General features: G+C 67.8%; 23 protein-coding genes and 1 pseudogene. 9 read left to right on the forward strand and 15 right to left on the reverse strand.

The window, feature by feature from the left end; all coding sequences use genetic code 11:
• Positions 1 to 3: 3 nt before the first annotated feature.
• The 3 genes from HEB94_RS11135 to HEB94_RS11140 form a co-directional block, all read right to left on the reverse strand.
• Positions 4 to 1,137 carry an NAD(P)-binding domain-containing protein gene (locus HEB94_RS11135; RefSeq protein ID WP_192749830.1) on the reverse strand — a complete coding sequence of 378 codons (1,134 nt, stop codon included), beginning with the start codon at positions 1,135 to 1,137 and terminating at the stop codon, positions 4 to 6.
• 195 nt (positions 1,138 to 1,332) lie between these two features.
• Positions 1,333 to 1,518: an SGNH/GDSL hydrolase family protein gene (locus HEB94_RS49145; RefSeq protein ID WP_202896269.1), complete on the reverse strand. Its 186-nt coding sequence runs from the start codon at positions 1,516 to 1,518 to the stop codon at positions 1,333 to 1,335.
• A complete protein-coding gene (locus HEB94_RS11140; protein WP_202896270.1) occupies positions 1,515 to 2,435 on the reverse strand; it encodes a GDSL-type esterase/lipase family protein in 921 nt (306 codons plus the stop codon). Before HEB94_RS11140 ends, HEB94_RS49145 begins: the two co-directional genes overlap by 4 nt.
• Before the next feature lie 156 nt (positions 2,436 to 2,591).
• Between HEB94_RS11140 and HEB94_RS11145 the strand changes: the two genes are divergently transcribed.
• From HEB94_RS11145 to HEB94_RS11160, 4 genes are all read left to right on the forward strand, one after another.
• Complete coding sequence (locus HEB94_RS11145) at positions 2,592 to 3,035, forward strand: winged helix-turn-helix transcriptional regulator (protein WP_192749831.1); 444 nt, start codon at positions 2,592 to 2,594, stop codon at positions 3,033 to 3,035.
• A 231-nt stretch (positions 3,036 to 3,266) separates the two neighbouring features.
• Positions 3,267 to 4,724: a serine hydrolase gene (locus HEB94_RS11150; RefSeq protein WP_192749832.1), complete on the forward strand. Its 1,458-nt coding sequence runs from the start codon at positions 3,267 to 3,269 to the stop codon at positions 4,722 to 4,724.
• Positions 4,725 to 4,887: 163 nt separating this feature from the next.
• Entirely contained in the window at positions 4,888 to 5,184 is a 297-nt protein-coding gene (locus tag HEB94_RS11155) for an RCC1-like domain-containing protein (protein WP_202896271.1), read from the forward strand.
• 2 nt (positions 5,185 to 5,186) lie between these two features.
• Positions 5,187 to 6,326 carry an RCC1 domain-containing protein gene (locus tag HEB94_RS11160; protein ID WP_192749834.1) on the forward strand — a complete coding sequence of 380 codons (1,140 nt, stop codon included), beginning with the start codon at positions 5,187 to 5,189 and terminating at the stop codon, positions 6,324 to 6,326.
• A gap of 51 nt (positions 6,327 to 6,377) precedes the next feature.
• Here HEB94_RS11160 and HEB94_RS11165 read toward each other — a convergent pair whose 3' ends face one another.
• Positions 6,378 to 6,935: a phosphatase PAP2 family protein gene (locus HEB94_RS11165; protein WP_192749835.1), complete on the reverse strand. Its 558-nt coding sequence runs from the start codon at positions 6,933 to 6,935 to the stop codon at positions 6,378 to 6,380.
• 172 nt (positions 6,936 to 7,107) lie between these two features.
• On the opposite strand from HEB94_RS11165, the gene HEB94_RS11170 reads away from it, so the two are divergent.
• Positions 7,108 to 7,452 carry a VOC family protein gene (locus HEB94_RS11170; protein WP_202896272.1) on the forward strand — a complete coding sequence of 115 codons (345 nt, stop codon included), beginning with the start codon at positions 7,108 to 7,110 and terminating at the stop codon, positions 7,450 to 7,452.
• 17 nt (positions 7,453 to 7,469) lie between these two features.
• On the opposite strand, the gene HEB94_RS11175 is transcribed toward HEB94_RS11170, so the two are convergent.
• Together HEB94_RS11175 and HEB94_RS11180 are read right to left on the reverse strand one after the other, a co-directional pair.
• Positions 7,470 to 7,883 (reverse strand): DUF6069 family protein, encoded by a 414-nt coding sequence (locus HEB94_RS11175; protein WP_192749837.1) that lies wholly within the window; start codon positions 7,881 to 7,883, stop codon positions 7,470 to 7,472.
• A 638-nt stretch (positions 7,884 to 8,521) separates the two neighbouring features.
• The gene (locus tag HEB94_RS11180) at positions 8,522 to 8,893 is read right to left on the reverse strand and encodes a hypothetical protein (protein ID WP_192749838.1); all 372 of its coding nucleotides are present in this window, start codon (positions 8,891 to 8,893) and stop codon (positions 8,522 to 8,524) included.
• 178 nt (positions 8,894 to 9,071) lie between these two features.
• On the opposite strand from HEB94_RS11180, the gene HEB94_RS50470 reads away from it, so the two are divergent.
• Positions 9,072 to 9,884, forward strand: coding sequence for a YciI family protein (locus HEB94_RS50470; RefSeq protein ID WP_238361487.1), 813 nt, complete (start codon positions 9,072 to 9,074; stop codon positions 9,882 to 9,884).
• Between the two features lie 525 nt (positions 9,885 to 10,409).
• Here the strand turns inward: HEB94_RS50470 and HEB94_RS11195 are convergent.
• Positions 10,410 to 10,823: a DUF6069 family protein gene (locus HEB94_RS11195; protein WP_192749839.1), complete on the reverse strand. Its 414-nt coding sequence runs from the start codon at positions 10,821 to 10,823 to the stop codon at positions 10,410 to 10,412.
• A gap of 434 nt (positions 10,824 to 11,257) precedes the next feature.
• Between HEB94_RS11195 and HEB94_RS11200 the strand changes: the two genes are divergently transcribed.
• From HEB94_RS11200 to HEB94_RS11210, 3 genes are read left to right on the forward strand one after another with little or no spacing between them, the layout of a single operon-like run.
• Positions 11,258 to 11,401, forward strand: a complete 144-nt coding sequence (locus tag HEB94_RS11200) for a hypothetical protein (RefSeq protein ID WP_192749840.1) — start codon at positions 11,258 to 11,260, stop codon at positions 11,399 to 11,401.
• A 39-nt stretch (positions 11,402 to 11,440) separates the two neighbouring features.
• On the forward strand, positions 11,441 to 11,668 hold the full coding sequence (locus tag HEB94_RS11205; RefSeq protein WP_192749841.1) for a hypothetical protein: 228 nt from the start codon (positions 11,441 to 11,443) through the stop codon (positions 11,666 to 11,668).
• 26 nt (positions 11,669 to 11,694) lie between these two features.
• A complete protein-coding gene (locus HEB94_RS11210) occupies positions 11,695 to 12,420 on the forward strand; it encodes an SDR family NAD(P)-dependent oxidoreductase (RefSeq protein ID WP_337918521.1) in 726 nt (241 codons plus the stop codon).
• A gap of 405 nt (positions 12,421 to 12,825) precedes the next feature.
• Here the strand turns inward: HEB94_RS11210 and HEB94_RS11215 are convergent, their stop codons facing one another.
• From HEB94_RS11215 to HEB94_RS11250, 8 genes and pseudogenes are all read right to left on the reverse strand, one after another.
• Complete coding sequence (locus HEB94_RS11215) at positions 12,826 to 13,680, reverse strand: maleylpyruvate isomerase family mycothiol-dependent enzyme (RefSeq protein ID WP_192749843.1); 855 nt, start codon at positions 13,678 to 13,680, stop codon at positions 12,826 to 12,828.
• Positions 13,681 to 14,170: 490 nt separating this feature from the next.
• Positions 14,171 to 14,758 (reverse strand): dihydrofolate reductase family protein, encoded by a 588-nt coding sequence (locus HEB94_RS11220; protein ID WP_192749844.1) that lies wholly within the window; start codon positions 14,756 to 14,758, stop codon positions 14,171 to 14,173.
• A gap of 4 nt (positions 14,759 to 14,762) precedes the next feature.
• Positions 14,763 to 15,350: a dihydrofolate reductase family protein gene (locus HEB94_RS11225; RefSeq protein WP_192749845.1), complete on the reverse strand. Its 588-nt coding sequence runs from the start codon at positions 15,348 to 15,350 to the stop codon at positions 14,763 to 14,765.
• Positions 15,351 to 15,560: 210 nt separating this feature from the next.
• A pseudogene (locus HEB94_RS54470) lies at positions 15,561 to 15,725 on the reverse strand (YceI family protein); the annotation flags it as partial.
• Between the two features lie 6 nt (positions 15,726 to 15,731).
• Complete coding sequence (locus HEB94_RS11235; protein ID WP_420481524.1) at positions 15,732 to 15,893, reverse strand: hypothetical protein; 162 nt, start codon at positions 15,891 to 15,893, stop codon at positions 15,732 to 15,734.
• A gap of 25 nt (positions 15,894 to 15,918) precedes the next feature.
• A complete protein-coding gene (locus tag HEB94_RS11240) occupies positions 15,919 to 16,242 on the reverse strand; it encodes a YciI family protein (RefSeq protein ID WP_192749846.1) in 324 nt (107 codons plus the stop codon).
• A 22-nt stretch (positions 16,243 to 16,264) separates the two neighbouring features.
• Positions 16,265 to 17,665, reverse strand: a complete 1,401-nt coding sequence (locus HEB94_RS50475) for a dihydrofolate reductase family protein (protein WP_238361488.1) — start codon at positions 17,663 to 17,665, stop codon at positions 16,265 to 16,267.
• Entirely contained in the window at positions 17,656 to 17,835 is a 180-nt protein-coding gene (locus HEB94_RS11250) for a hypothetical protein (RefSeq protein ID WP_192749847.1), read from the reverse strand. The genes HEB94_RS50475 and HEB94_RS11250 overlap by 10 nt, the downstream gene beginning before the upstream one ends.
• Positions 17,836 to 17,987: the final 152 nt, after the last annotated feature.

The raw sequence follows: 17,987 nt of genomic DNA on the forward strand, positions 1-17,987 counted from the left end.
GGTTCACCGCATCAGTTCGTCCACCGCGATGCGCGCGGAGGACGGGCAGCCCTTGGTGAACCCGTAGAAGGGGCCGAAGTCGCGGGTCGAAGCGAAGCCGATCACGTGCAGACCCGCCAGCGATGTTTCGAAGCCTTCGCTCAGGTCGGGGAAGCCATCGGTCGTACTCACCCGATGCGAGACGTTGCGAAGATAGGAGATACGAGACAGGTCTGCCTTGTAGCCGCAGGCGAAGATCACATGGTCCGCGATCAGAGTTCTCTGATCCGAGAGCCGCAGTCGAACATCGTGATCACCAGGCGTCGCGTCGATGACCGCGGAGTCGGGATGGCTGGTGACAACCTCCGCGGCGAGGCGTGGGGCGAGCCAGTGCTCGAGGGTGAGGCGGCCGGCTCGCCATAGTTCGCCGGCGATCCTGTTTCGTTGCTCCGCGGAGAGTCGCCGCCACCATCCCCGCTGGGCCAGCGTGTGGGCGATGTAGGGGTCCATGAAGGACCAGTCGACCTTGGCGAACTCGGGAACGGGATGCCGATGCACGACGTGCACCTGCTCGGCGCCATGGTCACACAGCAGCGCCGCCCATTCGTAGGCGCTCTGCCGCCCTCCGATGATGACGACACGGGCAGCGGCGAGATCCTCGAAGCCGACAAGCTCGCTCGTGTGGGATCGGAGCGTCGGCGGCACGTCCGCGTGCCAGCGCGGGAGGTTGGCGAAGTAGCACATGCCCGGGACGGCGATGACCTTCTCCGCTGAGATCGTCGAGCCGTCGTCCAGGGTTGCGACGAAGACTCCGCTCGGTTTGGTGAGGTCGGTAACCAACCGTTCGTCGACGTCGAGCGACGTGCGCTCACGGAACCATTCGGCATAGTCGAGGAAGACGGCGATGGGGATCGGGTCGAAGTCCTCGGGTCGCAGTTCCCGGTCCTCGAAGAATGCCTCGAAGGTGAAGGTGCCGGCTGCGTCGATGTGCCAGTCAGGACCCGAGCGCAGCAACATGTCAGCCGGCATCTGTTGCCGCCAGAAGGCCATCGGATGGCCGACGACGTGAGTGTCGATCCCGTTGTCACGAGCTAGGGCGGCGGCCGAGTAAGCGTACGGTCCCGCACCGATGACCAGCAGGTCTGTCCGCTTCGGCATAGATTCTCCCGAAGACTGGGATGCTTCCACGCTACCTCGCGCCGATTCACCCCACGGCAAACTCCCGACGGGGAGCTCCCGACGTCAAGCTCGCGTACGTGCCGACTGCATTTCCCGGCAGCGGACCGACCGTCGTTGGGGGTGGGCGCCCCGCCCGCCGACGGATCGTTCTCCAAGGCCGGCAAGGAGGAGTTTCTAGAGGTCGAGGGTCTCCAGGTCTACGGCGTTGGCCATGGCCTGGGCACCTCGGTCATTGAGGTGCATGCCGTCTCCGCTGTCCAGGGCGGGGAGGATGTAGTCGGGAGCTTCGGGATTCTCGACCGCGCGGGCCACATCGAAGAAGGCGTCGAAAGTGTCGGTGGTACGGATCCAGTCGTTCACTTCGCGTCGGGCGGCGATGCCCTCGGGGGTACTGATCCCAGGGGGACGGCGCCCGCGAAGGGGCCGATGGTGGCGGCGAGGATCTTCAGGTCTGCCTTGTGGGCGCGGTGAGCCAGGGCCTTGAAGCCCTCGATGAGGGCGGGGGAGGTGGCGGGAGGCTCGCCGGTCATGCCGGGGAGGCCGAGGTCGTTGATGCCGAAGTGGACCAGCACGTGGGTCAGCCCGGGAATCGAGAGTACGTCGCGGTCGAAGCGCGCCAGCCCGTGCTCGGCGACCTCGTCCCGCAGGAGACGGTTTCCGGCGATGCCCTGGTTGACGACCCATCCCCGCTTGAGGCGCCGGTTGAGGAAGTCCACGGAGCGGTTGTTCGCGCCGATCGTGGAGCCGACGCCCTCGAACCAGGAGTCGCCGAACGCCACGGCGATCGCGGTGTCGTCCGGAGTGAGCACGTCGACGCCCGAGACGTAGAACCTACCTTCGACCTGTTCAGCCGCAGCGAGTGCGGCAGACGTGACGTGGTTCCCGTCGACGATGTGAGCGGTCTCCGCGGGCTTGTGGGAGTAGGTGGCCAGGCCGGTCTCCTCAGGCAGGTAGAGGCTGAGGACCAGGTCGGCGCCGAGGGCAACGGACAGATCCACCGGGTCGCCGACGGCCTCTCCTGCCGGTGGGATGACGATCCGCTCGGCACCGTCGAAGGTGAGGGTGGCCTGCCCGTGCTCGGTGGCTACCGTCGCGGCGGCGATGGTCAAGGGGGTGCGGCCGTAGCGGTTTGTCAGGCGTACGCGGAGGCGTTCTCCGCCGCCGGCCATGTGGAGCACCTGACGCACCGTCTGGTCGGCGAATCCGCGTGGTCCGGTGAGTTGGATCTGCTCATAGGGACTGATCACTGCAGTGCGGAAGCCGGCGCTCCACATCATGCTCGCTCCATTCGTTGCTGTGAGTGCCGTCGGGATGCGTGACCGTTGCTGTCCTCCACTATGGACGGGATCACTCTCCATCGGGGAGTATGTACTTTCAAGTGCGTAGGGCACCATCGGGTGCGTAGGTCACCATTGGGTAGGAAGGCGTGGTCCATGCCAACGACAACGGCGGCTCAGAAGCGGGCACAGGCGAAGGTGGACTACGACGCGTTCCTGGCCGGCTGCCCCAGCCGCCAACTGCTGGACCGGATCTCCGACAAGTGGGTCGCGCTGATCCTGGCCGCGCTCGGCAGCGACGGCCAGGTCGGCCAAGGAGCCGACTGCGACGGTGGGCCGCGGTCGATGCGCTACTCCGAGCTGTCCCGCCGGCTGACCGGGGTCAGCCAGAAGATGCTCACCCAGACGCTGCGCTCCCTCGAGCGCGACGGCCTGGTCACCCGCACCGTGACCCCAACCGTGCCGGTCACGGTCACCTACGAGCTCACCGACCTCGGTCTCTCGCTCCATACCTTGATGCGCGGCATCAAGGTATGGGCCGAGGCGCACATGGACGAGGTGCTCGCCAACTGCGAGGAGTACGACAACCGCACCGCCTGAACGGTAAGCACCATCGCGCAACTCCGGCGATGGCCCGTCCCTCGCGCCAAAGTTGTCCTGACCTTTTAGGCGGCGGTCAGGTGTATCAACTCTGCTGCGGCGGGCGGTGCTGATTGGTGGCGTAAAGCGGACACGGCCTAGACGTCGGCCAAGCCGTCTGGGAACTCTTTCAGTCGTACATCGGCACATGCACACGGCAGCCGATCCGTCGGGAACGCGAGGACCCACCACGTGACTGTCTACCCGCTGCCCGCCAGTTCGCCAGCCGCACAGGGAGTCGATGCCCGTGGCATTGGCATGTTCCTCGACGCCATCGAGGCTGCGCCGGACATCGAACCTCATGGGCTGATCGTCCTGCGACACGGCCACGTCGTTGCCTCGGGCTGGTGGGCTCCGTACTCGCCCGACCGGCTGCACCTGCTCTATTCCCTCAGCAAGAGCTTCACGTCCACGGCGGCCGGCTTCGCCGTCGCCGAGGGACTGGTGCGCCTCGACGACCCCGTGGTCTCGTACTTCCCCGAGTTCGAGGCCGACATCACCGATCCGCGCAGCCGCGCCATGCTCGTGCGGCACGTGGCGTCGATGGCCAGCGGTCACGTCGCCGAGACGTTCGAACGGGCAGTGGGTCTCGATCCGGATGAGATCGTGCGCGGCTTCCTCCTGCTTCCGCCGGATCGTGAACCTGGCACGGTCTTCGCCTACAACCAGCCCGCGACGTACTCCCTTGCCACGATCGTTCAGAAGGTGACCGGCCAGACGTTGACGGAGTATCTCCGGCCTCGGCTGTTCGATCCGCTCGGGATCGGCGAGGTTGTGTGGCTCCAGCACCCCGCCGGCCGCGACCTGGGCTTCTCTGGCCTGCACGCCACCACCGATGCGGTCGCGCGGCTCGGCCAGCTCTACCTGCAGGGCGGCGTGTGGGAAGGCAAGCAGGTGCTTCCGGCCGCGTGGGTTGCCGAGGCGACGCGATCGCACGTTTCGAACGTCGGCGAGTCGAGTCCGGACTGGCAACGGGGCTACGGCTTCCAGTTCTGGATGTCCCGGCACGGGTACCGAGGTGACGGGGCGTACGGCCAGTTCTGCGTCGTACTTCCCGAGCATGATGCGGTGGTTGCGATGACCGCGGCGACCGTGGAGATGCAGGCCCTCCTGGACGCGATGTGGGAGCACCTCGTGCCGGCGTTGGGCGCTGCACCGCTCGAGGGCCGGGACGGCGAGGACGCGGCACTGGCCCAGCGGCTGACCCGACTCGAGCTCCCGCCGGCTCCGGGCAAGCCCGCGCCGCCCGCGGATCCCGGCACCTGGTCGGGTGCGGAGTTCGCCCCGGACGGCGGTGCGTGTGCGGACCAGCCGACCCTGACTCGGGTGGTGGTGGCGCCCGGAGACGACGAGGGTTGGCGCCTTTCCCTGGTCGAGGACGGCGGGCCGCTCGAGCTGTCGCTGAGCGCGACTGGCGCGCCGGACTGGTGCCTGGATGCGGGCCCAGACGCACCCGTTCCGACGGCGTTGTCCGGTGGATGGACCGACCCCGACACGTTGACCGTCGAGGTGGTGTTCCTGGAGACGCCCCACCGCCTGGTCGTCACGTGTTCGCTTGTGAGCCGTACGTTCACCGCCCAATGGCGCACGAGTCCGCTGCACGGAGGCCCGCTCCGCCGGCTCGGCGCAGTGCGTACACCTGGACGTTGACGCGGAGACACTCACCACCGCGCACCTGCCGGGGCGCGCACTCGGCTACCGCACGACACAACAGGCAAGCAGCCCGACACACCTCCCGATGCATGCGAAAGCTCGCGATCGAGCATAAGAGGCGCGAGAACAACGTCGTGCGGACGCGGGGGATGTCATGCACATGCAGTACTGGCGTGGGCGGCGGCCTTGTGTCAACCACTCACCCCGCCGGTTGAGGGTCAGCGGTTCCGGCGTCGTCGGGCTGGTTCTTGTGCTGGTGGCCACGGTCTCACTGATCGGCGCTTCGCCCGCGGCGGCCCAGACCTCCGGCGAGGTCCTGGCCTGGGGGTCCAACGACGTCGGCCAGCTGGGCACCGGCACGTCGATAGCGTTCTCCTCTGTTCCCGTCCAGTCCCCGCTCCCCGCTGGCGCCACGGCGACCGCCGTTGCGCCGGCGGGTCGCACAGCCTTGTTCTGACGTTGGCCGGTGGTGTGGTCGCCTGGGGCGGCAACCAGTCCGGCCAGCTCGGCATCGGTAACAACCAGAACGTCCCGGTCGCCGAGGTGGTCCAGATCCCGGATGGAACGATCATCACCGCGATCGCGGCTGGCGACGCTCACAGCCTGGCCCTGACCTCGACCGGCAGAGTTCTCGCGTGGGGCTCCAACGGCGAGGGAGAGTTGGGCAACCCGACGGCCGGCCCGACCAGCGACCTGCCCGTCGAAGTAGCCCTTCCGCAAGGGGTCAACGTGATCGCCATCGCGGCCGGTGGGGAGCACAGTCTGGCAGTCACCTCCACCGGCGGGATGTTCGCGTGGGGCTCCAACGGCTTTGGTGAACTCGGCATCGGCACCAGCGGCAGTCCCCACAGCACGCCGGTCGCCGTCCACCTCCCAGCTGGAACAGCCGTCACGTCCGCGGCCGCGGGCGAGAGCCACAGCGTTGCGCGTACCGCGACCGGCAGGGTGCTCGCATGGGGCTCGAACGAGATGAACCAACTCGGCAACGGGACCAGCGACGACGCCGATGTGCCGGTCCCTGTGGCGTTGCCCGCCGGCACGACGGTGACCGCGGTGGCGAGCGGAGCCTTCGCGAACCACACGCTGGCAGTGACCTCGGCGGGCAACGTGCTCGCCTGGGGATCGAACACGAACGGTCAACTGGGCATCGGCAACACCATCAGTCCCGACTTTCCCACCCAGACCCTACTTCCCGCCGGGACCACGGCCACCACTGTCGCCGCGGGCGCTGACCACAGCGTGGCAGGGACGGCCACCGGTGGGGCGCTGGCCTGGGGAGACAACAGCGCCGGCGAGGCGGGCAACGGTACGACCAGTGACGCCGTTCAGACCCCGGTCCCGGTCTCCCTGCCTGGCAACACGATCCTGACGGATGTCGCCGCGGGCGGGAGTCATGACCTGGCTGTTGCCTCGCCGTCCGCCGTTCCGGGACCGGACACTGGCGATGGCACCGCCGCTGCGACCGGCGCGGGGCGTGGAACGATCCTGGGCGCCGGTCTGCTGGCGTTGGCCCTGGCTGTAGGGGTTGCCAGCGCCATCCGGTCCGGCCGTCGGCACCGAACAGCCCCCGCGCGGGCCCCGGGATCCCAGACGACGTGAGATGACGGTCTCCGTCCCCCGGCCGTAGGAAGCGGCGGCGACGGCGATGCGCTAGCCGCTCCTTCTGGAGGGCTGCATCAAGGACTGCGACAGGAGGCCTGCACCGGAACCGACCGCGGTCCCCAACACCCATCCAGCCAGGACATCGGTCGGCCAATGCACGCCGAGATACACCAGGCAGCATCCGATGAGCACGGTGCCTGCCGCAACCACTACCCCGCCGAGGAGCCTCCATCGAGGAGTGACGGACGTCGTGGCCACCACAACGGCAGCGGCTGCCGCGGCCGTAGCCGCTGCATACGTCGAGGGCATCGCAGCGCCGCCGAGGTGAACGAGCGCAAGGTCCGTCGGCGGCCGTGCCCGGTCGATGACCTGCTTGACCCCCGCGGCCACAACTGTCGAGGCGATCACCGCGACTGGCACAGCGACGGCCGGACGGTACTCCCGACGAGCCACCACAACGCCTATCGCAAGCAGGGCGAGTACAGCGAGCGCTACGGCGCTGGTACCGATCCCCATCAGGGCATTCGCGCCACCCGTCGCCCAGCTTGTCCGGTGCGCGTCCACAAACCGCAGCAGCCCCTCGTCCAGCCACTCACTGACACCCATGACGGCAACCTAGCTTGGTCTGGGAGGCCGGGGCCCTTAGCCTGTCCCGGCTTGGCTCCGTAGCCTGCTCGCCGGGTCGCGAGGGTGGGCAGCAGTACGGTCCTCAAACCGCGGGTGGGTTGCCCGCCGGAACCAGTCGGGAGGACCGCAGTTGCTGACATCCCTCTACCATGTGCAGATTCCCGTAGGTGATCTCGACGCCGCAGTCGCGTGGTACGAGAAGTACCTCGGCTTCACCACGGCAGCGCAGCCTGACGGGCGCCACGCGTTCCTTCATTCCGAGGACGGCCCGTTCCTCATGCTGTGGCAGACCGACGACCCCGGGCGAGCCAGCTTCACCGTTGCGGGGGAAGCTTTCCCGGTTCTTCTCTATCGGACCACCCAGATACACCAGCTCCATGACAGGCTCGCGTCGTCCGGCGTGAGGATCACGACCTACCAGGACGATGGTCACCACTGGGTCCTGAAGTTCCTCGACCCGGAGGGCAACATGTGGGGAGCCTTGCAGGACAACTGAGCGGTGGTGACGGCAGGTCAGGCGGTCAGGCGGCGCGCGATCGCTGGGACGACGATCGCGGCGGCGACGAGGTGGGTGAGCATCAAGAGTGCTTTGGTGGGCGAGCTGGCGTCTGCGATCGCGTCCGGGACGAGGGAGAGGGCGGTCAGCACGACGGTCGTGCGGAGGAACGTGCGCCGCGGGTGCCGGGCCCAGCGGGCCAGTGCGACGGCGAGGACCAGGCCGATCAGCGAGAAGCCGGCCGTCAGTACGCCGAAGCCTGTGACCGGGATCGGGGCGCCGCCCATGTCGAGGCTGATCCCGACAGCGTGTCCGGCGGCGGCGACGGTCATGGTGGCGGCGCTGGCGACCGTTGCGGCGGCGAGCCCGGTGATGGTCAGGGCGCCGAGGCGGGGGGTGGCGACGTGGGTCGTGTTCAGCGTGGCGGTCATTTCTGCCTCCGGTGGGCTTGTCCGGCGGGCACCGTGCCCGTCTCTTACTAGGGCTTCGAACGGGACCGGCGCGGATCGACAGGTCACTCGAAGAATTTCTGAGCTTTTTTCGAGCCGCCGCCTCGACCGGCCACTGGGCACGAGTCGGTGGTGCCGAGTCTGAGCACGCCCAGCTACTCCCGTGCCGCCGATGTCGAAGGGACCCCACTTGTCGACTCGACACCAGGGCCGGCCGGCCGGGCGCGGCGGCGGCTTCATGTGCCCCTCACCCCTGCACGGCCGAGCTCTACCGCTGCGGACTCTTCCCGCCGATCGTCTTCACCGGCGCGAACAGCGCGACCACCCTCGACCGCTTACCGCGCGGTGAGACAGTCCGCTACTGCGAGCACGCCATCAGCCTCGGCGTCCGCGCGGGCAAGCTGGGCGACCCACGGGAGAGGAACCCTCATCACTGATGCGTGCCGCGTCCGGCTCTCAAGCCGAGTCGGGTGGCGCAGGCATCGAGGAGATCGTTGACGACCTCGGTGACCGGCTGGGTCGCGTCTACCCGAAGCGCTCCGAACCGCTCATAACTTTCATCCGCTCCTGCGTGCCACTCAAGGATGAGAGCGAGTGCCTCCGCTGTACCACCAAAGGCGTCACGGGGACGTTGAGCCAGCCGGCGGCGAATCGTCTGCGAGTCGACGAAGGTAGATGACCACGGCGAAATGACACCAAATTTCGCCCTCGTTCTCGGTTGAGCCACAGACGAAGCCGAGCTCGTCGCCGACCTCGGCAGCGATCCGGCGCACGGTCTCCGGCGGCACCCGCTGAGTGTGGCGGCTGTGCCACCCATCGCTGCGTTCAACCGCAGCGATCGGATACGGGACCTCGAAGCCGGAGCACTTCTCGAAGTAGCGCGACAGGTGGTCCTCGTCGGTGTCATAGGCGACGTAGCCACGACGACGCAGCTCCGCACGAACCGTTGACTTGCCGGCACCGGAAGTGCCGGTGACCAGGACGAGAGGCATCCCGTGGTCATGGCACGACACCCACTCACGAGGAACCCGGCGGGTTGAGCTGCAACACGGGCGACGATGAACGAAGAAGGCTTTGATTCTCTGCCGGCAGCTTGTCGGATCTGGCGCGGGGCATTCGTTGTAGGAATGAGCGCGGCCGGAGGAGGCCGCGGAGACAAGGAGTCGTGAGATGGCGCTGTATCTGACCTCGTTCGAAGACGGTGCGATGGACTTCCCCGAGGAGGCCATGCCTGACGTGGCCAAGGCCGCCCAAGCGATGATCGCGGAGGCCAGGGACGCGGGCGTGTTCGTTTTCGCCGGCGGCCTGGACTACGAGGTGGCGCCCGCTGTGGTCGCCACTGACGGGATGGTCACCGACGGCCCGTACCCGGAGAGCAAGGAACTCCTCGGCGGCGTCACCATCGTCGACGTACCCAGTCGGGAGGCGGCCCTGGAGTGGGGCGCGAAGGTGGCGGCCGGCTGCCTGTGTGCGCAGAAGGTCCGTGCGTTCTTGCCGAGGCGAGGCCGTGACGAGATGGCGCGGTACCTGATCTCGTTCGACAACGGTGCGATGAACTTCCCCACCGAGGAGGACTGGGCCGCGGTGGGCGAGTCCTCCCACGCGGTGATCGAGGAGGCCAAGGACGCCGGCGTGTACGTCTTCTGCGGAGGGCTGGATTACGACCCAGAGGACCGCGACGATACGCCGGCGTGGGTCGCCACGGTGGCCACCGACGGGTCGGTTACCGACGGCCCGCGTCCGAAGACCAGGGAGCCCCTCGGCGGGTTCACCGTCGTCAACGTGCCCACCCGGGAGGTGGCCCTGGAGTGGGCCGCGAAGGTCGCGGCCGCCTGCCGCTGTGCGCAGGACGTCCGCATGTTCATGCCCGATCCGGCCGTCGAATGGGATACCGCTGATGGCGACGCCGCCACCGTGTCGTACACAGCGGTTCGTGGAAAATCCGGTGTCACATCTGTTGCTACGGAACCGGAAACACCCTGACCCGGGACTATGACAGTTCACACAACCTTCGACGAATCCCTGCCTGCAGCGGACTGCTTGTCCTGCTCACTCCAGCCGCGCGGAGGGTCCCGGACCGAGCGAGGTGGCTGAAGCCTCCGGCCACGCGGAGAGGGCCGTTGATGAGGGTCGCCAGTCTTCTGGCGGCCCTTCTTTTCGCGCCCGCGCCCAGCCGCGCGCATCGATCACAGGGAGCGGCAGCAACGTGAGCGGGAGCTGGTGGGCTCCGACGTCACCATGACGATCTACGCCCACGCCACGTTGGAGGAGAAGCGGGTGGCGTTGCGGAGGCTCGATGAGCGAGGAACCGCCGACCTTCGTTTTTCAGGGCCACGGGCCACCAGAGTGACTGCGCCGAGGTCTGGGTTGTCACCGCGACCGGGCGTGCCGTCGTAGCGCTCGGGTGTATCAACTCTGCGGACAAATCCGTTTCGAGCGCTCGAAGTCGACGTAGCTGTTGCCAGTGCGACGCGCCGGTGCTTGCTGTTCGGTGGTGGTGATGGCGGGTCAGGCGGTCAGGCGGCGTGCGATCGCTGGGACGACGATCGCGGCGGCGACGAGGTGGGTGAGCATCAAGAGTGCCTTGGTGGCCGAGTTGGCGTCTGCGATCGCGTCCGGGACCAGGGAGAGGGCGGTCAGCACCACGGTCGTGCGGAGGAACGTGCGCCGCGGGTGCCGGGCCCAGCGGGCCAGTGCGACGGCGAGGACCAGGCCGATCAGCGAGAAGCCGGCCGTCAGTACGCCGAAGCCTGTGACCGGGATCGGGGCGCCGCCCATGTCGAGGCTGATCCCGACAGCGTGTCCGGCGGCGGCGACGGTCATGGTGGCGGCGCTGGCGACCGTTGCGGCGGCGAGCCCGGTGATGGTCAGGGCGCCGAGGCGGGGGGTGGCGACGTGGGTCGTGTTCAGCGTGGCGGTCATTTCTGCCTCCGGTGGGCTTGTCCGGCGGGCACCGTGCCCGTCTCTTACTAGGGCTTCGAACGGGACCGGCGCGGATCGACAGGTCACTCGAAGAATTTCTGAGCTTTTTTCGAGCCGCCGCCTCGACCGGCCACTGGGCACGAGTTGGTGGTGCCGGGTCTGAGCACGCCCGGGTATCCGCTTCGCGGGCCGACCGCACAGTGCCACCTGCGTGCCAGCGGATCTCGCTGAGCGTCCGTCTCACGCGGGGCGCGCTGGTCATGCTCTCCTGGGTCGTGATATCCAGTCCGCCGCCCATCGCAGAAGTCGGCTGGCGAGCGTGAGGACGGCGCTCTGCCGCGACCCTCCCGGGCGACGCCGGGCGGAGGCACAACCCAATCGTCTCCCCGATGAACCTGGCGTGTCTCGTGACGCTCGGTGGAAAGGTGAGTGGCATGAAGCTCACAGCCGTCGGCGGTGCCGGTCTGATCGGCTTGCAGGTCGTCCAGAACCTGACCGCGGCCGACACCAGGCCGTCCCTGCGGCACTGTCCACCGGCGTCGACCTGCTCACAGGGCTACCGTGCCCAGGTCCTGTAGGAGGACCTGCTCCGTCAGGGGCGCACGCCGTACTCCATCGTGCGTGCGACCCAGTTCTTCGAACTCATGAATACGGTCGTGTTCGAGACCTCCGACGAAACCACCGTTCGCCTGCCATCCACGCGCATCCAGCCGATCGCCACGGACGTCGACGCCGCGGACGTCGACGCCGCGGTCGTCGAAGTCTCCACCGCCCGCCGCCGCAAGGCATCCGCACCATTGCCGGGCACGGACGGCCCGGAGGATGAGCGGGAGGTAGGCCCGTGACTGGGGCAACGGGCAGGGCTGCATTGGTGACGGGGGCGAGCAGCGGAATCGGTGCGGCCACCGCGCGCCTTCTGGCCGCGCGAGGGATGCGCGTGCTGGTCAACTATGTCCGCAGTAGAACGGCGGCCGAGGAGGTCGTGGCCGGCATCGAAGCCGCAGGCGGCCAAGCCATGGCCATTCAAGCCGACGTGCGCGATACCGCGGCTGTCGAACGCCTGATCGAGCAGGCCCAGGCGGCATGGGGTGGTATCGACGTGCTCGTGCACAACGCGCTCACCCCGTATGTGATCAAGCCGTTCCAGGACATGACGTGGGAAGAGCTGGGCGGCAAACTCGACGACGAGATGCGCGCGGCGTTCGCGGTCACCAAAGCCGTCCTGCCCGCCATGACCGAACAGGGCTGGGGACGCATCCTCTACCTCGGCACCGGCCTCAGCCGCCGGCCCCGCGAAGGCATGATCGCACTCGGCACGGCCAAGGCTGCACTGAACCAGTTCGCCCGGTACCTCGCCCAGGAACTGGGCCCGCGGGGCATCACGGTCAACATCGTCGAGCCCGGCCCGGTGGAAGGCACCCGCATGGCGAATGTGCTCGAGGAGGAGCTCAAGCAGCGGCAGGTGGCCGCCACCCCTCTGGGCCGCCTGGCACGCCCTGGCGACGTCGCCCAGGCGGTCGCCTTATACGCCAGCGAGGACAACGCCTTTATGACCGGTACCACGGCCGCGGTCAACGGTGGGATGTCCATGTCCTGACGCCCCGCTGTCCACCGCGCACGGTTATGCCATCCCGGTCCGTGGTGTAGTGGGCTCAGTTGTTTCGGCCCGCGATGTGCACGCGCCGACGAACCTCGCAAGCCGCTGACCTGGGGGAATGTGGTGGGCAGGGGCGGGGTCGAACCGCCGACCTTCCGCTTTTCAGTCTCGACGGGGGCGGGGCGGCGCCGCGGAGGCGGCCCGGCTGGGGCAACGCCGGCGTACTCAGGTGTCCAGGGCGATCCGGGGACGTTGATGTCACCGTTGATGTCAGTTGACTGTCAGCGACGCATTGCGAGTGGGTTCTGCTACGCAGGTCACCTCTCAATTCGGAGATCGCCGAGCGTGGGCTGGTCCTTGTTGGTGTGGGCTATTGAGGGCTGGTAATGGCCGCCCGCCAGCACGTCAGGGGCACGTTGGGTCAGGGAGCGGCGCGCAGTGCCAGCGCCAGTCGCTGCCGACCGTCGACAACCCAGGAACCACGATCCGCCCGGTCGCCCAGCGCAACGCCGTCCATGGATCGATATCAGCCGTGCGGAATGACTCGAGCTCGGCGTGCCGGTTCGGGAACATCCGGGCGAGGATCCAGGCACAGACGTCCGAGGGCGGTTCGAACGGTAGCCCGAGACCGGCCGCGATGTCATCGGCATGTACAAGCAACTCGATGCAGCCCATGCCCGCGGTGCCTTCGGCGTCGGCCATCCCGAAGGGGTGGAAGCCCAGGTCGGTCGGTTTCGCGGCTCGTACTGCGGCTGAGAGGAGACGGCCGCTTGCCTCGAGGAGTTCCAGCACGTCGGCAGGGGTGGCGGCTTCCAGCGCGCGGGAGTAGAAGGTCACGTAGTGCGTCGACGCTTGGCTGGCGAGCTGCATCGCGTACGCCTGCATGCAGTGCGCGGCATGCTCCGCAGTGAGCCGGCAGGTCCAGTCCAGAGTCCCTGCCGGGGTCTGCCAGTCCTGGTCTGTTCCCGGCCGGAGCGCGGTGATCACGCTGTCGACTGCTCTATCGAGATGTTCGGCTGGTCGCAAAGGGACTCCTCCATTGGTTGGTTGGCCCAGAGGGTAAGGAGCCTCACGCCTTTGCACAACGGCTTTAGTCCTGGCCGAGCCGCAGCGAACGGGATGAATGAGACGGGAACTGAGACGGAGCGTCGGTGCCTCCGGTCGCTGGCCCTCGCACGCAGAACCAGCTTGGAAGGCTGGCGCGGGCCCCTGGTCGTGGCTGCTGTCTCGCGTAGCAGCTACCTCTGACAGACCGCTCATGACCGGTGCGGACCCGCCCTAATGGCACGTGAATGGAACGGCGGCGCCGCCCGGGAAGGGCTGAACCCTTGGCTGTCGACCGGCGTTCGGTGGAGCTGATGTCAAACGCCCCGGGGGGAGATCACCTCCGGGGCGTTTCCGCAGGTGGGCAGGGGCGGGGTCGAACCGCCGACCTTCCGCTTTTCAGCGCCAAGGACCCACGTCCGCCGGCATCCGTTGACGTACGTCCGTGCACGTCAGCGCTGTCCGAGAACACCGACGGACGACGGCGAACGAGGACGAATGAGACCACGTCTGAGACCAGCCACGACGTCAGCGGCGGATCGCAAAGTCGGGAGCGCGGGCCTTCCGTCGTGGCGTGGGTAACCCCCGAAGACCAACTCGACTGGCCGGGATTAGCGCCGAGCGGTCGGGTGGCCGATTTTCCGCGGCTGGGCAGAACTGCCTCGCCTGGTCCGCTCCGACTTGACGCGGACGCCTTCGTGGTGCGTTATTGGCGGCGGACGCGGTAGCGCAGGTGGGTGACGCGCCGGGCGAGGTCCTCCTCGTCGGGGGTGGTCAGTACGCGGTCCAGGGTGAGCTCGATGTGCGCTGCCGGAAGGTTGTCGAACAGCCGTCGTCCCTGCCCGAGCAGGACGGGTACGACGTGCAGCTCCAGTTCGTCGAGCTCCCCTGCGCGCAGCAGTGCTTGGGCCGCGCCGGCACCGTGCACCATCACGTCACCATCTCCGGCCGCCGTCCGGGCCTGTGCGGCGCACTCCCGCACACCGGTGACGTAGCGGACGCTGCCCGGCGGCGGATCGGATGGGACGTCGTGAGTCAGGACGAAGACTGGTACGCCATCGTGGTGGTCACCCTGCCAGCGGCGCGCGTGTTCGTACGTGCGGCGCCCGGAGATCACGGCACGGGTGGCGTTCACCTCGCTCATCACCTGACCGCTCGGTCCGGGCTCGTTGCGCCGGTCGAGCCAGTTGAAGAGCCGGAACCCGCCGATGCCCATCGGCGCGTCCATGCTGTCCTGCGGCCCGACGACGTAGCCGTCCAACGACATGGTCATGTACAGCCGGATGATCCCCATCGCCTCAGTCTCCCGTCCGCACGCGGTGAAGCACGCCAGGTCCGTCCAGGGAACGCAGCAGTTCCAGCTCGACGTGGTCGGGCGGCAGGTCTTCGAAAAGCCGACGTCCCTGCCCGAGCAGGACGGGGATCAGCTGCAGCTCCAGCTCGTCCAGCAGGCCGGCACGAAGGCGCGCCTGCGCGGTCGCGGCGCCGTGCAGCATGATGTCGCGGCCGCCGGCCGCGGCCTTGGCCTGCGCGACGCAGGACTCGATGCCGTCGGTGACGTAGCGCGCCGATCCAGGCGCGGGATCGGCGGGTGCGGCATGGGTCAGCACGAAGATCGGGACTCCGTCGTGGTGGTCGCCGGCCCAGCCGCCCGCGTGGTCGAAGGTGCGCCGACCGGTGATCACCGCTCCCGTGGCCATCGCCTCGTCGAACACGGTGGCGTTGGTCTCGTCGACAGGTCGGTGCGAGCCTGGATCGACGCCGCCGGCGCGCAGCCAGTCGTGCAGCCGCTCACCGGTGACGCCGAGTCCGTGATCCATCCCGTCGTCCAAGCCGGTGATGAACCCGTCCACCGACATCGACATATGCAGCACGATCTTGCTCATGGGTCATCGGTCCTTTCGGGTAGGTCGAACGGGGTGACGCGTGCAGTTAGTGGTCGAGGAAGGCCTGGATGTCGAGTTCGACCAGCGCGGTGTCACCGACGACCACCTTGCTGCCTTCGACCGACGACGCGCCCACGTTGAAGTCGGAACGACGTACCGACGTGCGCCGGAAAGCCCGACGCGGGGCTCGCCCTGCAGGCCCGTCTCGTCGATCCCGAGGAACTCGCATGCGATGGTCACCGTCCGGGTTACGTCGCGAATGGTCAGGTCGCCTACGAGCGTGAACCTGGTGCCGTCCCCTGCAGCTGCGATCTGCGTACTCGTGAATCTCATGGCCGGGAATCTGGCGGACTCGAAGAAGCTCGAAGACCTCAGTCGTCATCACGCATCTGCGTGCCGGTGTCTATGGGGGGGGTACACCGTCGGCTGCCACCGCTCGACGGCGGTCGTGAACGCCTCGGCCGCTGCCTCCTCGGCGATGTCGAGATCGCCGAAGTGCCTGGTCAGGGTGGCGACCGCCCGGGCACACTCCTCGTGGTGCACCCGATGATCGCCTTCTCGACGTCGCTCACTGGAATGGCCGCACCTCGATCTTCCGATCGCAAATCTTCGACGCCTCGGTGGCGAGCTTGAGCGCCACATCCAGATCGGGGGCCTCCCACACCCAGACGCCGGCGAGGTACTCCTTCGACTCCACGAAAGGCCCGTCGCTGAACACCGCCTGCTCGCCCCGGTTGTCGATGACCGTGGCCACGGTGGTGTCTGCGAGTCCGCCCGCGAAAACCCAGTAGCCCTCGGCGATCAGTCGTTCGTTGAACGCGCTGATGGCAGGCTGCCTGTCGGTGCTGCCGGGATTGCTCTTGTCATCGATCACGGAAACCAGGTACTGCATCTGAAGATCCTCTCCTGGGGTGTCAAGGCAGCGTGGTTCGGTGGCCAGGGACTTCAGGCCGTTGCATACCGCGGGCGCCCGGCCGGCCGGAGACCTGGATCGTCACGCCCTTCGAGTCGACTCGCGACTCGACCAGGTCGAGCGCAAGATCCGGGCCGGTCTCCGGGAACAGTCTCGCGCCCTGGCCGAGGATTACCGGGATCACGATCAGAGTCAGCTCGTCGACCAGATCGTTCTCCAGCAGCCACCGGGTCAGGGCGCCACTGCCGTGTACCTGCAGCTCACCCCCCGACTCAGCCTTCAGCTCTCGGACGGCGGCCGCGACGTCTCCGGACAGGACGGTGGTGCCCGACCACGCCGGATCGGCGAGTGTGGTCGACGCCACGTACTTGGGCCGTGTGTTCAACGCCCGCATGACGGGCTCCCAGCCAGGGACATGCTGTTCCGTCAAGGACCCCCACGAGTCGGCGAACAGCTCGTAGGTCCGCCGGCCGAGCAGGAACGCGTCGGCGCGCTGGTAGGTCTGGTTGATGAGCGCGTGGGTCTCGTTGTCACCCTTCCCCCGGGCCCATCCGCCGCGCTCGAATCCGTTCCGGCGGTCCTCATCCGACGCGTGGCCGTTTCCCTGCATCACTCCGTTATGGTGACCTGGGTCATGGTTGTCAGCTTCATGTTCCGCTTCCTTTACTTGGTGCCGGCCCCTGTGGGGCGTCACCCCTGCTACGGACACCACCACCCCGATCCGACACCGCCTCCTGGATTTCTTTGAGGAACTTTCCGGGACGCCGGTCGTCAGCGATCCGACAGCACGAGTTTCGCGGCGACAGCGCTCCACTACCGCAAGCGCGCCCAGCGCGGACAAGCCCTGCGACCAGATCGACCGCGAAGACCCTGACCAGTGCTGGCCGGCGTCGAACGGCTCGGGCTGCTCGCAATAGCCGGTCCAGCGATGGTGGGCGGCGTCGTAGGCAAGGTGCCCTCCACCGTTGGTGCTTCCGTTGGTGCTGGGACCGAGCAGCGCGTCGGGGATGTGCCGGTGCGGGCACGTCGACGGCCCGGAGCCGTCATCCCGGACCGCCCGGGTGGGTGAGGTCGTAGGCGCGTGAGACCTTCTGGGGACCACCATCCGCCACGCGTCCACGACGAGCTCGCGGGCCTCGGTCGGGTCCAGTGCAGCGAGCTCCGTGTGGACCCAGTTGAACCGCATGTCCGAGTCCGACGGCAGCCGGAACTTCTCCGGCTGGCCGGCGACGAGCGCGCCGCGCTCCTCTTTCGGGAACGCGAACTCCATCACCGCTTCGTCGAGGGAGAACGCGACGTAGACGATCTGCTTGACCCGGAACTTCAACCGGCCGCGCACGTAGACCGGATAGGAGCGTTCGAGCTGCGAGCCCAGTGCGCGAACATCCTCGATCACCGCCATGACGCGCCTCCCCACCCGAGGGCGAGGGCTGCCAGGTCGTGCGGGGTGCGCGCGGGATGCCGGTCGTCCTGGGTCGCTACGTCGACCTCGACCGCGACGCCACGCGCATAGAAGAGGTGCTGACCAGCGGTGAGCAGTCGCTCACGCGGCCCCGGGCTCGGTCTCGTCATCGATCCGTCATACCCCGTTGACAGCAGATCGACCAGGCCATTCCGTCGAAATAGACCGATCATTCCACTTGAAGGAGCGAAGAGCGATGACCACGCGGAGCACCGCCGACACGATCGCCCGCTTCAACGAGGCCTTCCGTCGCCGCGACCCC

This window comes from Actinopolymorpha pittospori (genome assembly GCF_014873875.1).
Classification (GTDB): domain Bacteria; phylum Actinomycetota; class Actinomycetes; order Propionibacteriales; family Actinopolymorphaceae; genus Actinopolymorpha; species Actinopolymorpha pittospori.